The 15,865-nt window shown below is 70.9% G+C and carries 13 protein-coding genes; 7 read left to right on the forward strand and 6 right to left on the reverse strand.

Translation table 11 applies throughout. The annotated features are described in order from the left end of the window. Positions 1-265 precede the first annotated feature (265 nt). The gene (locus QR78_RS14645) at positions 266-886 is read right to left on the reverse strand and encodes an SOUL family heme-binding protein (protein WP_048428276.1); all 621 of its coding nucleotides are present in this window, start codon (positions 884-886) and stop codon (positions 266-268) included. Between the two features lie 4 nt (positions 887-890). Further along, positions 891-1,541 carry an NAD(P)-dependent oxidoreductase gene (locus QR78_RS14650; protein ID WP_048428277.1) on the reverse strand — a complete coding sequence of 217 codons (651 nt, stop codon included), beginning with the start codon at positions 1,539-1,541 and terminating at the stop codon, positions 891-893. A gap of 171 nt (positions 1,542-1,712) precedes the next feature. On the opposite strand from QR78_RS14650, the gene QR78_RS14655 reads away from it, so the two are divergent. Next, the gene (locus tag QR78_RS14655) at positions 1,713-2,390 is read left to right on the forward strand and encodes a haloacid dehalogenase type II (RefSeq protein ID WP_048428278.1); all 678 of its coding nucleotides are present in this window, start codon (positions 1,713-1,715) and stop codon (positions 2,388-2,390) included. Between the two features lie 6 nt (positions 2,391-2,396). On the opposite strand, the gene tcuC is transcribed toward QR78_RS14655, so the two are convergent. Continuing rightward, positions 2,397-3,716, reverse strand: coding sequence for an MFS transporter (tcuC, locus tag QR78_RS14660; RefSeq protein ID WP_048428279.1), 1,320 nt, complete (start codon positions 3,714-3,716; stop codon positions 2,397-2,399). 164 nt (positions 3,717-3,880) lie between these two features. Between tcuC and QR78_RS14665 the strand changes: the two genes are divergently transcribed. The 6 genes from QR78_RS14665 to QR78_RS14690 all read left to right on the forward strand — a co-directional run bounded on the left by QR78_RS14665 (position 3,881) and on the right by QR78_RS14690 (position 11,981). Then, the gene (locus QR78_RS14665) at positions 3,881-4,699 is read left to right on the forward strand and encodes a substrate-binding domain-containing protein (RefSeq protein ID WP_048428280.1); all 819 of its coding nucleotides are present in this window, start codon (positions 3,881-3,883) and stop codon (positions 4,697-4,699) included. Between the two features lie 137 nt (positions 4,700-4,836). Next, a complete protein-coding gene (locus QR78_RS14670) occupies positions 4,837-5,031 on the forward strand; it encodes a hypothetical protein (RefSeq protein WP_048428281.1) in 195 nt (64 codons plus the stop codon). A 354-nt stretch (positions 5,032-5,385) separates the two neighbouring features. After that, entirely contained in the window at positions 5,386-6,873 is a 1,488-nt protein-coding gene (locus tag QR78_RS31975; RefSeq protein WP_125901108.1) for an O-fucosyltransferase family protein, read from the forward strand. A gap of 84 nt (positions 6,874-6,957) precedes the next feature. Continuing rightward, on the forward strand, positions 6,958-8,286 hold the full coding sequence (locus QR78_RS14680) for a TAXI family TRAP transporter solute-binding subunit (RefSeq protein WP_048428282.1): 1,329 nt from the start codon (positions 6,958-6,960) through the stop codon (positions 8,284-8,286). Between the two features lie 163 nt (positions 8,287-8,449). Beyond that, positions 8,450-10,276 carry a translational GTPase TypA gene (gene typA / locus QR78_RS14685; RefSeq protein ID WP_048428283.1) on the forward strand — a complete coding sequence of 609 codons (1,827 nt, stop codon included), beginning with the start codon at positions 8,450-8,452 and terminating at the stop codon, positions 10,274-10,276. Positions 10,277-10,544: 268 nt separating this feature from the next. Then, a complete protein-coding gene (locus QR78_RS14690) occupies positions 10,545-11,981 on the forward strand; it encodes a phospholipase D-like domain-containing protein (protein ID WP_048428284.1) in 1,437 nt (478 codons plus the stop codon). Here the strand turns inward: QR78_RS14690 and QR78_RS14695 are convergent. The 3 genes from QR78_RS14695 to mraY form a co-directional block, all read right to left on the reverse strand. After that, complete coding sequence (locus QR78_RS14695) at positions 11,914-12,735, reverse strand: endonuclease/exonuclease/phosphatase family protein (protein ID WP_082171803.1); 822 nt, start codon at positions 12,733-12,735, stop codon at positions 11,914-11,916. The genes QR78_RS14690 and QR78_RS14695 overlap by 68 nt on opposite strands. A 194-nt stretch (positions 12,736-12,929) precedes the next feature. Then, complete coding sequence (gene murD / locus QR78_RS14700) at positions 12,930-14,318, reverse strand: UDP-N-acetylmuramoyl-L-alanine--D-glutamate ligase (protein ID WP_048428285.1); 1,389 nt, start codon at positions 14,316-14,318, stop codon at positions 12,930-12,932. 390 nt (positions 14,319-14,708) lie between these two features. Then, on the reverse strand, positions 14,709-15,794 hold the full coding sequence (gene mraY, locus QR78_RS14705) for a phospho-N-acetylmuramoyl-pentapeptide-transferase (protein WP_048428286.1): 1,086 nt from the start codon (positions 15,792-15,794) through the stop codon (positions 14,709-14,711). Positions 15,795-15,865 lie beyond the last annotated feature (71 nt).

Here is a 15,865-nt window from a genome sequence, read left to right on the forward strand (position 1 = left end):
AAACCAATCCCTTTTCCGGACGACTGAAGCGAAGCGGAAGGAGATCCGGAATCCAGCACGAAAAGCCGCGAAGCGTCTCATTGTCTGCGACGGTGCAACAGGGTGAGCCGCTTCGCGGCATGTCCTCTGCTGGATCCCGGATCTCCTTCCGCTGACGCTCCAGTCGTCCGGGAAAGGGGGTGGAACGCCCGCAAGTTGGCCTCCGCTTTCTTCGATGTCGTGTACCGTGCGGCCTGCCAACGCAAGTCCGATTGGACGCGTCGGTTCACTCTCCCAGCCGCACCGCCACCTCGTTGCGGCGCAGGAACGGAATCGCGAAGGGCGGGTCGTAGCCCATGAAGAACGGCGGCGCGGCCGTCGCCTTGCCGGCCGTCGCCAGCACCTCGGTCAGGACGCGCTCCTGCTCCGCCCTCGCCGCCGGGGTGACGCGGCCGGAGAAGCGGAGCGCCGCGATCCGCTCCGGCGGCACCCGCACCAGTCGCACGCCGGCCTCGGTCGGCTCCGGCGCGCCGGCAGCCGCGACGGCGTGCGGCAGGAAGAACCGCATCGTCCCGCCCGTCCCCTGCTCGACCGGCACCGTCATGGCAATGCGCCGGCCGCCGGCCCCTCCCGGGGCCGCCGCCTCCACCGGGGCCGTCATGGCGATGCGGTCGCCGGCCCGGTTGGCGCCGGTGATGTAGCGGAAGAGCCGCCCGAACGCCTCGCCGTCGCCCTGGCCGCGCGCATCGGTCTCGACGGCGACGCGGCCCTCGTAGGCCCGGATCTCGACCCCGCGGTCGAGCCGCTCCACCGCCGCGTAGCGGGGCTGGTCGTAGAAGGTCCGGATCCCGAAGACGCCGAGGACCGACTCGATCAGGGTGACGGCGTAGTAGGCGAGCTTGTCCATGGCGTTACAGCGGCAGGGCGTGGCTGATCAGGACGACGGGACGGCCGACATGAGCGTTCCCGGCGATCTCCCCGACGATGAACCGCGCCACGTCGGCCCGGGAAATCAGCCCGTTCTTCCACGAGGACGGCCGGTCGAGCACCTGGTAGCGCCCGGTCGCGGCGCCGCCGGTCAGCACGCCGGGGCGCACCAGGGTCCAGTCCAGGCCGCTCTGGCGGATGCGGATCTCCTGGGCGTCCTTGTCGTCGTAGGCGCGCCCGAAGACGAGGCGGAACGGCAGGCGCTGCAGCGGACCGATCGCCGCCCGGCTGTCGCCGGCGCCAAAACCCGTCACCGCCACGAGCCGGCGCACACCCGCCTTCTCCATCGCCGGGACCAGCACGTTCGTCGCGTCCGAGAACAGGCGCACCGGCCCGAGCAGGTCGCGGGCGGGCACCCCGAGGGCCTGCACCACGGCGTCGACGCCCTGGAGCGCCGCCGTCACGTCGGCGGAGGACAGGGCGTCCCCGGGGAAGCGTTCGAGGTTGGGATCGGACAGCGCGATCGTCGCCGCCGAGCGTGCGAAGGCCCGCACCCGGTGCCCTGCCGCGAGCGCCGCCTTGGCCGTCTCGAGGCCGATGCCCTGGCTGGCGCCGATGACGAGGAGATGCGGCATGGGAAGGTCCCTGGGAACTGGGCGGGGTGTCCGATCCCTATGAAGCGCCGGGACGCCGGGTGGTTTCCGGGACGGGTGCGGAATCCGGCCTCCATCCGCCTCGCCGTGCCTCACGGTCGCAACCCGTCACCGCCGCCGCGGGTTCACGATCGTTCCGTGAGAGTGCCCGCCATGTCCCTCCCCGCCCCGCTCGACCGCGCCGACGCCGTCGTCTTCGACGCCTACGGCACGCTCCTCGACGTCCATTCCGCCGTGCAGCGCCACGCCGCCGCGATCGGCCCGCAGGCGCAGGCCCTGTCGGAAACCTGGCGGCAGAAGCAGCTCGAATATTCGTGGGTGCTGTCGCTGTGCGGGCGCTACGCGCCGTTCTGGACGCTGACCGAGCGGGCCCTCGACTTCGCCCTCGCCAAGCACCCGGACGTGGATCGGGACCTCCGGAGCGGCCTGCTCGAGGCCTATCGCTCGCTCGACGCCTATGCCGAGGTGCCCGCCACCCTCGACGCCCTGCGCCGGGCGGGGCTCGGGACCGCGATCCTGTCGAACGGCGACACCGCGATGCTCGATGCGGCGGTGAACGCGGCGGGGCTGGAGGGGCGGCTCGACGCGGTCCTGTCGGTCGATCCGGCCGGCACCTTCAAGACGGCGCCCCGGGCCTACGACCTGGCGCCGGCGCGCTTCGGCGTCGCGCGGGAGCGGATCGTCTTCCTGTCCTCGAACCGCTGGGACATCGCCGGGGCGGCGGCCTACGGCTTCGCCCCGGTCTGGGTCAATCGAACCGGCCAACCGGACGAATACCCGGACCTCGCGCCGGTCCGGGTGATCCGTTCCCTCGACGGGCTGTTGGTCTGACGCGGGCTACTCGCCCGCCATCGGGCGGACGGAGCCCGGCAGCGCGTCGGCCGCGCCCTCGCGGCGGCGGTAGATCAGCAGGGTGGCGATCAACCCGCAGGCCCCCGCGAAGGCCATCCACAGGCCCGGCGCCGCCTTGTTGTCGAGCGCCTGGATCAGCCAGGTCGAAACGACCGGGGTGAAGCCGCCGAAGATCGCGGTGGCGAGCGAGTAGGCGAGCGAGAAGCCCGTGGTGCGGACGTTGGCCGGGACGATCTCGGTCAGCGCCACCACCATCGCGCCGTTGTAGCTGCCATACAGGAAGGACAGCCACAGGAGCGTGATCAGCATGTTGGTGAACGAGATGTTCGAGGTGAGCCAGGCCAAGGCCGGGTAGGCGGTGAGCAGGGTCAGCGCCGAGAAGGCCAGCAGGATCGGCTTGCGGCCGATCTTGTCGGACAGGGCGCCCATCACCGGCAGCCAGAACAGGTTCGACAGGGCGGTGAGGAAGGTGACGATCAGGCTGTCGGTCTCGGACAGCTTGAGCACGCTCTTGCCGAAGGTCGGGGTGTAGACCGTGATGGTGTAGAACGAGACCGTGGTCATCACCACCAGCAGCATGCCGAGCAGCACAATCTTCCAGTTCTGGCCGAGAGACGTGAAGACCTCGGGCAGCGACGGGCGGTGCTTGCGGTGCAGGAACTCCTGGGTCTCCTCCAGCGAGCGCCGGATGTAGAACAGGAACGGCACGATCATGCAGCCGATGAAGAACGGGATGCGCCAGCCCCACTCGGACATCTGGGCCGGCATCAGCGCGCGGCTCAAGGCGAAGCCGATCAGCGCCGCCACCATCACGGCGACCTGCTGGCTGCCGGACTGCCAGGAGACGTAGAAGCCCTTGCGGCCGGGCGTCGCCATCTCGGCGAGGTAGACCGACACGCCGCCGAGCTCGACGCCGGCGGAAAAACCCTGGAGCAGGCGGCCGATCAGCACCAGGAACGGCGCCGCGAGGCCGATGGTCTGGTAGGACGGTACGAAGGCGATCAGCACCGTGCCGGCGGCCATGATGCCGAGCGTCACGATGAGGCCCTGGCGCCGGCCGATCCGGTCGACGTAGGCGCCGAGGAAGATGGCGCCGAGCGGCCGCATCAGGAAGCCGGCGCCGAAGGCCATGAAGGTGAACATCAGCGAGGCGAACTCGTTCTCGGCCGGGAAGAAGGCCTTCGAGATGTGGCTCGCGTAGATGCCGAACAGGAAGAAGTCGAACATCTCCAGGAAGTTGCCGCTCGTGACGCGCAACACCGTGGCGACCTTGGACCCCTGCGGACCGTGGACCGGACCTGCCATGCTGATTTCCTCCCGATGTCGGGCTTGCCTTCGACTTCGCTCTCTCTAGCGCCATCCGCCGCACGTTTGACAGAGAAATCTAATCCGGCGGAATCGGTGGCGGGGGCGCCGTCCACGGCTTATCGACGGAGGAGGGGCCGGCACGGTCACCGTCGGGAGGAACCATGAGCGACACGACACCACGCGCGAACGCCCGGCGGAGCCGGCGGCACGCCCTCCCCCTCCTCGCCGCCCTCGCGCTGGCGGGACTCGCGCTCGCCGGCCCGGCCCAGGCCGCGGAGGTGCGGGTGATGATCTCCGGCGGCTTCACCGCCGCCTACCAGGCCCTGGTACCGGGCTTCGAGACGAAGACCGGCGACAAAGTCGCGACCGCCTACGGTCCGTCGATGGGTACGGCACCGGAGGCGATCCCGGTGCGGCTTGCCCGCGGCGAGCCGGCCGACGTGGTGATCATGGTCGGCTACGCCCTCGACGCCCTCGACAAGGAGGGCAGGATCGAGCCGGGCAGCAAGGTCGCACTCGCCGATTCCCGCATCGCGCTGGCGGTGAAGGCCGGCGCCAAGGTCCCGGACATCGCGACCCTCGACGCCTTCAAGACGGCTCTGCTCGGCGCCACCTCGATCGCCTACTCGGACAGCGCCAGCGGCGTCTACATCGAGAAGGAGATGTACGGGAAGCTCGGCCTCGAGAAGGAGCTGGCGCCGAAGAGCCGGATGATCGTCGCCGAGCGCGTCGGCAACGTCGTCGCCCGTGGCGACGCGGAGTTCGGCTTCCAGCAGGTCGCCGAGCTGAAGCCGGTCAAGGGCATCACCATCGTCGGGCCGATCCCGCCGGAGGTCCAGAAGGTCACGGTCTTCTCCGCCGGCATTCCCAAGGGCGCCCGGCATCCGGAGGCGGCCCGCGCCCTGATCGCCTGGCTCTCGGCCCCGGAGCATGCCGGCACCGTGGCCGAGACCGGCCTCGACCCGATCAAGGCGCGCTAACCCCCGATTCACGACAAGGGAGAATCCGAGGGATCGGATTCACCACCTCTTCACGCCGTCCGGCGCCTCATGGGTCCCGCACAACAGGTCTCGCGCCGCCCGATCACGGGCCGGCTCAAGCGGGCGGGGACGGCATCATGCGACAGGGTTGGACGCCCGGAGCGGCGGCGCGCGGTGCCGCGCCGCTGCTCCGGCAGGAGAAGAACGCGCATCAGCGCTACCTCGCGGCCCCGGGCTACCACCCGGGCGCCCTGGTGATCGCGACCCTCGGCCCCGCCCTGGGGGCGGCGATCGTGGCGGTGGTCGCGCTGGGCCTGCGGGTGGCCCTGTAACGGCGACACACCCGACGCGGGCCGCCGCGCCGGGCGCGGAATCGGGCGGCCGACCCTGCCCGATGGAAGCCACCTACCGGCCCGCCGCCGCGTCTCTCGCCAGGCGCCGCCCGCGGCGGGGATGCCGAACCGTAACGACAGTCCCGACGGCGGCTGGATCTTCTCGAGCAAATCCCGGCCTCCGGGGCCCGCGAGGCACAGACCTCGGCGACGGGGTTGGCAGCCCGCGATGCATCGTGGATGATCGGCGCGCCCGGCCGGCCGTCGATCGCGCCGGTGCGACCGGCGCCCGGGTCGCGGTCCACCGTGTCGAAGGTCTATCGCCGGACCGGGATTCACCAAGAGGCACGGTTCGTGATTCTGGACTTCGCCATCCCCGATCAGGCGCTCGGCTATTCCTACAACAGGGGCGGGATCAACAACCAGAAGATCGCCCTCCTCGGTCTCTTCCTCAAGGCCGTCACCGAAGGACCGCGCCGCGTCGTCCTGCCGGACATCGTGATCTTCGATCAGATCACCTTCGTCCACAAGCGCGTGCCGATCGCGACGGCGTTCGACGTCGCGCGCCTGCGGGACTTCGCGGAATCGGTCGGCGTGGCCATCCTCGACAGACCGCCCGCGGGCGATGAAGGCGGCTGGGATTACTTCCACGCCGGCGAACGCCACATCGCCGGCGCGGCCGCATCCGGGACGCTCGACGGCGACAGCCTCGTCGCCCGGTTCTTCCGCGCCCTGGTACCGAGGGCCCGGACCTCGCCCGACGTGTCGCGTCTGCGGGACATCGCCTTCGGTCGAAGGAGCATCACCCACGTGATCCAGATGCGCATCGAGCGCGACTGGGATTTTCACGTGCAGAGCCGCGTCGATCCCGATGCCGGCGACAACGAGGACAACCGGCACACCGCCGGGAGCATCGCCCGCAAGTTCCGGGCGACCCATCCCGCGGCCGGATCGACGATCTACGTCGTCTGCGACGAGGCGGCCCTCGTCGAGGGAAAGGACGAGATCCGCCGGTCGCTGCGCGAGCGCCACGATATCGAGGCGGTCTGGAAATCCGACCTGCTGCCGGACCTCCGGCCGGACGACGCGACGCTTCTCGATCTCTCGCTGATGGATTTCGAGATCGCCCTCGCGTCGGAGTTCTTCGTCGGGACCTCCCGCTCGACCTTCTCGGGAATGGCCGCGCTGGAGCGCTTCGCCCAGTCCGGGGCCGTGGACAACCACAGCATCTACAACGCGCTCGGGCCCACCCTCGCGACCCGGCACGACCGGGGCGCGTTCCGGTCCGCCCGCCTGGCGAGTGCCCGGGATATCCGCGACCCGGCCTGCGGCTACGAATTCGGGCAGATCCTGGAGGTGGCCGGCGATCTGCGCCAGGCGCACGACCGCTACGACGCGCGCGGCGCGTTCGGCGGGCCCGACCGGGAGGAGGTCTACCTCGCCCTCTACGGCGCGGCGCGCCTGAAGGCCGCGCTCGGCGACGCGCCGGACGCGGTGCTGGCGGCGTTCGCGCGGGCGGCCGACGTGTCCGCGTCGCGGGCCGAGGCGCTGCATGGCGGGGCGCGCCACGCGCGCCTCCACGGACGCTACGACGACGCCTACGCCTTCGCTGCGCGGGGCGTCGCGATCGCCCGGCCCGCCGCCGGCCGGGCCGTCGAGGCCTGGATCTACGACTGGGCGCTGATCGACGAATTCGCCGTCGCCACCTCGTGGACGGGGCGCCCCGTCGAGACCCTGCAGGCCTGCATCCGGCTCCTGACCGAGGCCAAGCTCCCGGCCGAGCATCGCGACCGGATCGTCGCCAACGCGAAATTCGCCATCGATCGCATCGCCGGATTGTAGGCCTCCGGGGCCTGCGCCGGCGCAGGCCCCGCGCCAATCGGCCGAATTGCCGAAGCGGTCGCGCGGTCCCAAGGTCACCCGACCATGCGGCGCCACCTCCCCCTCGTCCTCGCGGCTCTCCTCGCCCTGGTGGCGACGGGGCTGCTCGCCTATCAGTGGCTCGGGCAGCCCACGACGTTGCGGGTCGCTGTCGGGCCGGCGGGCAGCGAGGATGCCCGCCTGATGGCGGCCGTAGCCCAATCCCTCGCCCGCACCCACGAGGAGGTGCGCCTGCGGCTCGTTCCGACGAGCGGCGTCGCCGAGAGCGCGCGAATGGCCGAGATCGGCCGGGCCGACCTCGCGGTGGTGCGCTCGGACGTCGGCATCCCGGCGAGCACCCAGACCGTCGCGATCCTCCACCGCGACGCGGCTCTCCTGTTGGCGACCGATCCGTCCCTCGCCGCCGTGCCCGACCTGCGGGGCAAGCGGATCGGGATCGTGCGCAACCCCGCCGCCAACGTCCGGCTGCTCGAGAGCCTGCTCGCGCATTACGACGTGCCGGCGGACGCCGTGACGACGATCCCCCTGGGCGACGGCCGGGAGGCCGGCGAGGCCCTGCGGGAGGGCAAGGTCGACGCCGTCCTGACGGTGAGCCCCCTCGTCGGCCGCACCGCCGGCGACGTCCTGGCGAGCATCGCGCGGACGGGCGGCACCCCGGTCTTCGTCCCGATCGGCGACGCGGCGGTGCTGGCGCGGCGCTGGCCGGCGCTCGAGAGCGTCGAGATCGCCCGCGGCACCTTCGGCGGCACGCCGCCGCGCCCGGCCGAGACCATCACCACCGTCGGGGTCAGCCACCGGCTGGTGGCCCAGGCGCGGATCGCCGATTCGGTGGTGTCGGAGCTGACGCGGCTCCTGTTCGTCAACCGGCCCGCGCTCGCGGTCGAGGTGCCGCTTGCCAACCAGATCGAGGCGCCCGACACCTCGAAGAGCGCGTCGCTGCCCGTCCATCCCGGCGCGCAGGCCTATTACGAGGGCGAGGTCGAGAGCTTCTTCGAGCGCTACGGCGACTGGTTCTACCTCCTGGTGATGTGCGTCTCGATCCTCGGCTCGGCCGCCGCCACCCTGGTGTCGCGGGCCGCCAACAAGTCGCGGGCGCGGGACATGGCGCTCCTGCGCCAGCTGCTCGCCATCGTGCGCGCCTGCCGCGACGTCGAGGACGAGCTGGAGCTCGCCGACCTCGAGCGCCAGGCCGACGAGATCCTGGCCGCGGCGCTCGCCCGGGCGGGGACGGGCGCCATCGACAATGCCGGGGTGGCGGCCTTCACCCTCGGCCTCGATCAGGCGCGGCGGGCCATCGCCGAGCGCCGGGCGGTGCTGATCGAGCGGCAGGTCGCCGGCGCGGAGCCGGACCCGCTCTCCGCCGCGGCGGAGTGAGGCGACGGGCCAGGGGAGCGCGTCACGCCCCCTGTCACGCGCCCTCTTGCGAAGTGACGCCACACCTTATATTGCGACGCAATAGTTTTCCCCCGGCTCGATGCGTCCGGCTGCCATCCTGGCGGCCCGCGGCGTGCCGGGCTTTGTTTGCTTCGGATATCCCATGAAGCTGCGCAATATCGCCATCATCGCCCACGTCGACCACGGCAAGACGACCCTGGTCGACAAGCTGCTCCAGCAATCCGGCTCGTTCCGCGAGAACCAGCGGGTCGAGGAGCGCGCGATGGACTCGAACGACCTCGAGAAGGAGCGCGGCATCACCATCCTGGCCAAGGCCACCTCGGTGGTCTGGAAGGACACACGGATCAACATCGTCGACACCCCCGGCCACGCCGATTTCGGCGGCGAGGTCGAGCGCATCCTCTCGATGGTCGACGGCGTGATCGTGCTCGTCGACGCCGCCGAGGGCCCGATGCCGCAGACCAAGTTCGTGGTCTCGAAGGCGCTCAAGATCGGCCTGCGCCCGATCGTGGCGGTCAACAAGGTCGACCGTCCGGACGCCCGCATCACCGAGGTGGTGAACGAGGTGTTCGACCTGTTCGCGGCGCTCGACGCCACCGACGAGCAGCTCGACTTCCCGATCCTGTACGGGTCGGGCCGCAACGGCTGGATGGCGACCTCGCCCGAGGGCTCTCAGGAGGACGGCCTGGCGCCGCTCTTCGACCTCGTGCTGGAGCACGTGCCCCAGGCCAAGACCGAGGACGGCCCGTTCCGGATGCTCGGCACGCTGCTCGAGGCCAACCCGTTCCTCGGCCGCATCATCACCGGCCGCATCGCCTCGGGCACCGTGAAGCCGAACCAGGCGATCAAGGTTCTCGACCGCGAGGGCAAGGTCGTGGAGACCGGCCGCGTCTCGAAGATCCTGGCCTTCCGCGGCCTGGAGCGCCAGCCGATCGAGGTCGGCGAGGCGGGCGACATCGTGTCGATCGCGGGCCTCGTGAAGGGCACCGTCGCCGACACCTTCTGCGACCCGCAGGTCGAGACCCCGATCCAGGCCCAGCCGATCGACCCGCCGACCGTGACGATGTCGTTCATCGTGAACGATTCGCCGCTCGCCGGCACCGAGGGCGACAAGGTCACGAGCCGCATGATCCGCGACCGCCTGTTCAAGGAGGCCGAGGGCAACGTCACGCTCAAGATCGAGGAAGCCGCCGACAAGGACTCGTTCTACGTCTCGGGCCGCGGCGAGCTTCAGCTCGCGATCCTGATCGAGACGATGCGCCGCGAGGGCTTCGAGATCGCCGTGTCGCGTCCCCGCGTCGTCTTCGAGAAGGACGAGGCCGGCGAGATCATGGAGCCGATCGAGGAGGTCGTGATCGACGTCGACGAGGAGTATTCCGGCGTCGTCGTGCAGAAGATGTCGGAGCGCAAGGCCGACATGATCGAGATGCGCCCGTCCGGTGGCAACCGCCTGCGCCTGGTGTTCCACGCTCCGACCCGCGGCCTGATCGGCTACCAGGGCGAGCTGATGACCGACACCCGCGGCACCGCGATCATGAACCGGCTGTTCAAGGCCTACGAGCCCTACAAGGGCGAGATCGCCGGCCGCCGCAACGGCGTGCTGATGTCCAACGACCAGGGCGAGGCCGTGGCCTACGCCCTGTGGAACCTCGAGGATCGCGGCCCGATGATGATCGAGCCGGGCTGGAAGGTCTACCAGGGCATGATCATCGGCGAGCACAACCGCGAGAACGACCTCGAGGTGAACGTGCTCAAGGGCAAGAAGCTCACCAACATCCGCACCACCTCGAAGGACGAGGCGGTGCGCCTGACCCCGCCGATCCGCATGACCCTCGAGCGTTCGCTCGCCTGGATCCAGGACGACGAGCTGGTCGAGGTGACCCCGAAGTCGATCCGCCTGCGCAAGGCCGTCCTCGATCCGAACGACCGCAAGCGCGCCGAGCGGGCCAAGGAAGCTTTGAGCGCTTGATCGTCGGCATGACGGTGTGACGCGTCATCCCTCGCCCCTCCCCGGGGCGGGGGATTTTTTATGGCTGCGGTGGACGGCCGGAGCGCTCGTGTAGATTCCCGGTTCGCCGTCCCGTATCGGGTAGGGCAGATCGGTGACGGGATGAGGCGCGGGTTCCCCCCTCTCCCATGTGGGAGAGGGGATCCCGCGCTTCGTCCGTTCCCGGATATTTCCTCGGACGGCCCTGCTGATCCCGAACGTCACCGCAGCGTGCCGGCAGGAGACCCGCGTGGAACACGAGATCTACCGCTGGCTCGGTATCCCGGCGTCGATCCAGTCGGAGGTGCTGGCGCCCCTCGGCCTGGCGCTGGCGGTCATCGTCACGGTCCATGTGCTGATGAACAAGCGCGAGGTCGGCGCGGCGATCGGCTGGATCGGGCTCGGCTGGCTCTCTCCGGCGCTCGGCAGCCTCCTCTACGTGATGTTCGGGATCAACCGGGTGAGCCGCCGCGCCCGCCGCCTGCCGGTGCTGCCCGGACCGCGGCCCGGCGCCCCGCCGGCGCCGGTGGCCGAGGTGCCGGAGGCGTTCGCCCCCTTGCGGCGGGCGGTCGAGCGGATCAGCGGCCTGCCGCTGGTCGCCGGCAACGGTATCCGGCGCTACCGCCACGGCGACGAGGCCTACCCGGCGATGCTCCTGGCGATCGCCGAGGCCGAGACCAGCGTCGCCCTGTCGAGCTACATCATGCGCGACGACGACAGCGGCCGGGCCTTCGCGGCGGCGCTGGCCGCCGCCAAAGCCCGGGGCGTCGCGGTCTGCGTCCTGATCGACGGCATCGGCAGCGGCTACTTCTTCCCGGCGATGTACCGGCGCCTGCGGTCTCTCGGCATCCCGGCCGGCCTGTTCATGCATTCGGCGCTGCCCTGGCGGATGCCGTTCCTCAACCTGCGCACCCACAAGAAGCTTCTTCTGATCGACGGCCGGGTCGGCTTCGTCGGCGGGGTCAACATCGCCGACGAGAACGTCATGGCGAAGGACCCGCCCGATCCGGTGCGCGACAGCCATTTCCGCATCGACGGACCGGTTGTCGGCCAGCTCGCCCAGGCGTTCTGGCGCGACTGGGCCTTCGTGAAGGGCGAGGACCTGGAGGGGCCGGCCTGGTTCCCGCAGATCCCCCCGGCCGGCGCCTCGCTCGCCCGCGTCGTCACCTCGGGGCCGGATGCGGATATCGAGAAGATCGAGTTCGTGGTGCTGGAGGCGCTCGCCACCGCCCGTCACTCGGTGCGCTTCGCCACCCCCTACTTCCTGCCGAGCGAGATGCTGCTGACGGCGCTCGGCCTCGCGGCGATGCGGGGCGTGATCGTCGACGTCATCATTCCGCAGGCGAGCAACCACCGGGTGGTCGACTGGGCGACCCGCGCCCATGTCGGGCCGCTGCTCGAGGCCGGCGTGCGGATCTGGCTCGACCGGCCGCCCTTCGACCACTCGAAGCTGATGGTGGTGGACGATTCCTGGTGCTTCGTCGGCAGCGCCAACTGGGACAGCCGCAGCTTCCGGCTGAACTTCGAACTCAACGTCGAGGTCTACGACCCCGCCTTCGCCGCCGATCTCAACCGGCTGATGCAGGCCAAGATGGAGGCGCGGCTCACCGCCGACGACCTCAACTCTCGCGGGATGGCCGTGCGCCTGCGCGACGCCGCCGTCCGATTGCTGCTGCCATATCTTTGAGCGGCACCCGCTTGCGAAAATCCTCGGCCCGGTCGCGGAACGCCGCGATCCGGTCGCGCAGCGGCTCCCGCCGCCCCTGCGGGTTGCCGGGTTCGAGATGGACCACGATCGGCCGGTGATCCGAGGCACCCCGCGGCAGCACCGCCTGGCCCCGGCAGGTGAGCCCGCGCACCAGGCAGCGGTCGAGGCGCAGGGGCACGAGATCGACCATGGCGTGGGTCGGATGGCGCGGTCCGACGTCCTGGAACCCCGGCAGCAGCGCCGGCCCGACGATGTTGTAGTCGCCGAGCACCGCGGCGCGCACCGGCAGATTCTGGGCGATGCGGCGCAGCTGGCGCCGGTTGAGCACCTGCCCGTGCGACAGGTGGACGTTGGCGACCCCGAACGACCCGAGATCGAGGATCTGGCAGACCCGGTCGATCAGCGCGCCCGACGGCAGCGTGATCACCCGCGGCGGGTTCGGCCACGGGGTCGGGCTCCACATCGCGAGGCCGTGGATGCGCTTCGGGAGCGGGGCCCAGGCATAGTGCCCCCCGACCCGCGCCTGCAGCTCGGTGATGTCGACGGTCGCCTCCTGCATCAGCAGCAGGTCCGGCTTCTCCTGCGCGATCAGCGCCTCGAGGGCATCGACCGTCGCGCCGGTCCGTCGCAGCAGGTTCCAGCTGATGATCTTGCGTGGGCCGGGCCGGTGCGGGACGTGCCCGGTCGCGGAGGTCGGGGGCTCGGCGGGCAGGAGATGATGGGGAGGCAGCATGGCACCGGCTGGCAGCGCATGGAGGGGCCGGCACGAGGGCGGGGAAGCACCGCCCGGGCGCGCGCCGGGCCCGCGCGAGGCCCGTCCGGCGGCAAGCCCCATACGCCGATTTGCCCGCCCTGGGAACGGCGCCCCCGGCACAGGGGGCCCGAGGCCGGCGCTCGGCCACGGGGCGATCCCGGCATCCGGGCCTCTCAGGCGCCGGGGGGGCGCAGGCCCGGCAGGGCCCGGACGAGATCGCGGAACTGGTCGCCGCGATCCTCGAAGCTGCGGAACTGGTCGTAGGAGGCGCAGGCCGGCGAGAGCAGCACCACCGGCTCGCCCGACGCGTCCGCCTCGGCCGCGGCGGCGGCCTCGGCGACCGCGGCGGACAGCGTGCCGCAGCGGCTGAACGGCACCTGCCCGTCGAGGGTGGCGGCGAAGTCGTCGCTCGCCGCGCCGATCAGGTAGGCGTGGGCGATGCGGGGGAAGTACGGCGCGAGGCTCGCGATCCCGCCCTCCTTCGGCTTGCCGCCGAGGATCCAGTGGACGCGCTGGAAGGCCGAGAGCGCCTTCTCGGTCGAATCGGCGTTGGTGGCCTTCGAGTCGTTGATGAACAGGACGGAGCCGCGGCGCCCGACCTCCTCCATCCGGTGCGGCAGGCCCGGAAAGCTCGCGAGGGCCGCCGCGAAGGCGTCCGGCGTCACGCCGAGCTCGCGCGCCACCGCGTAGGCGATGGCGGCGTTCTGCCAGTTATGGGCGCCGCGCAGCGACCCGATGCCGGCGAGATCCGCCACCGGCTCCGCCGGCTCCCGGCGGCCGTCGATCACGATGCCGTTGCGGGCGAGGATGCCCGGCCCCTCCCCCGCCTCGCCGACATGGATGCGGGTGATCGGACCCTGCCGGCGCCCGGCGATCGCCCGGCAGTATTCGTCGTCGACCCCGACCACGGCATGCGCGGCGCCGGTCACCAACCGCTCCTTGATGGCGGCGTAGCGCATCATGTCGCCGTGGCGGTCGAGATGGTCGGGCGTGAGGTTGAGGAGCACGCCGATGGTGGGGGCGAGCGAGGGCGTCAGGTCGATCTGGAACGAGGACAGCTCGATGACGTGGACCCGGTCGGGCGAGGGCGGCGCGAGCGACAGGATCGCCGTGCCGATATTGCCGCCCATCTGCACGTCGCGGCCCGCGGCCGTGAGGACGTGGGCGATCAGCGCCGTGGTGGTCGACTTGCCGTTGGTGCCGGTGATGGCGACGAAGGGCGCCTCCGGGCTCGTCGCCGCGCGCTCGCGGCAGAAGAGTTCGATGTCGCCGATCACCGGCACGCCCGCCGCCTCGGCGAGGTCAACGGTCCAGTGCGGCACCGGGTGGGTCAGGGGCACGCCCGGCGCAAGCACCAGGGCGGCAAAGCCGCCCCACTCCGCCCGGCGCAGGTCGCCGGTCGCGATGCCCTGCTCGCGCGCCGCCTCCATCCGCGCCGGGTTGTCGTCGCAGGCGACGACATGGGCGCCGCCGGCCTTGAGGCTGAGCGCCGTGGCGAGGCCCGAGCCGCCGAGACCGAACAGGGCGACGGACTGGCCGGCGAAGGTGGTGGAGGGTGTCATGCGGTGTCCGCTGGATACGTCGGGATGGCGCGGGCCCTCCCCGTCTCCATCGACTTACGCATCCACACACCGCCGAAAATTGGCGCGGATCTCTCCTCTCCCCGCGGGCGGGGAGAGGGCTGCATTCCCGTCCAGGGAATGCAGCAAGCCCGCAGGGCGAAGGTGAGGGGGGGCTTCCGGATTGGTCTCATCCGGCACCTCCCCCTCACCTTCGGCTGCCGCCTCGCTCCGGTGACGACAAGGTCACCGGAGCCCTCTCCCCGCCCGCGGGGAGAGGGGACGCGCACGCCCGCCCCGACATGTGATTCCGCAAGCCCGCATGGGACAGGGATGCACCTTACTTTCAAGCCTCCGCCGGGATTGCAATAGCTCTCCCGCAAACGCGAGCGACTACCGCAGCTTCAGGGTCGCGAGGCCGAGCAGCGCCAGGACGACGGCGATGATCCAGAACCGGATCACGACCTGCGGCTCCTTCCAGCCCTTCTGCTCGAAGTGGTGGTGGATCGGCGCCATGCGGAAGACGCGCTTGCCGGTGAGCTTGAACGACGCGACCTGGATGATGACCGACAGGATCTCCAGCACGAACAGGCCGCCGACGATGCCGAGCACGATCTCGTGCTTGGTCGCCACCGCGACGGTGCCGAGCAGGCCGCCGAGCGCCAGCGAGCCGGTATCGCCCATGAAGATCTGGGCCGGCGGCGCGTTGAACCACAGGAAGCCGAGGCCCGCCCCGATCAGCGCGCCGCAGATCACCGCGAGCTCGCCGGTGCCCGGGACGTAGTTCACCTGGAGGTAGGAGGCGTAGATCACGTTGCCGACGAGGTAGGCGATGATCCCGAAGGTGGCCGCCGCGATCATCACCGGCACGATGGCGAGCCCGTCGAGGCCGTCGGTGATGTTGACCGCGTTGCCCGCGCCCACGATCACGAAGCCCGCGAAGGCGACGTAGAACAGGCCGAGATTGATGATCGCGTCCTTGAAGACCGGGAAGGCGAGCCGGTAGGCGAGGCCCGGCGCCGAGTACTCGGCCACCGCCACGCAGGCCGCGATCGCGATCAGCGCCTCGAGGCCGAGGCGGAACTTGCCGGAAAAGCCCTTGTGGCTCTGCTTCGTGACCTTGAGATAGTCGTCGTAGAAGCCGATGGCGCCGAAGCCCAGCGTCACCATCATGACGATCCAGACGTAGTGGTTGCGCGGGTTGGCCCAGAGCAGCACCGCCACCAGCGTGCCCGCCAGGATCATCAGCCCGCCCATGGTCGGCGTGCCGCGCTTCGTCAGCAGGTGCGATTGCGGGCCGTCCTCGCGGATCGGCTGGCCCTTGCCCTGGCGCAGGCGCAGGAGCGAGATGATCCAGGGCCCGAACCAGAACACGAAGAAGCCCGCCGTGAACAGCGCGCCGCCGGTCCGGAAGGTGATGTAGCGGAAGACATTGAGCGGCGAGAACACGCCGCTCAGGTCGGAGAGGAGGTAGAGCATCCCGGATTCATCCGATCGTGGGCGAGCGGCAGCCCCGGGTTCTGAGGCCCGCGCCGCCGCGTCAGAAGTCC

The sequence above is a fragment of the Methylobacterium indicum genome (assembly GCF_001043895.1).
Lineage (GTDB): Bacteria > Pseudomonadota > Alphaproteobacteria > Rhizobiales > Beijerinckiaceae > Methylobacterium > Methylobacterium indicum.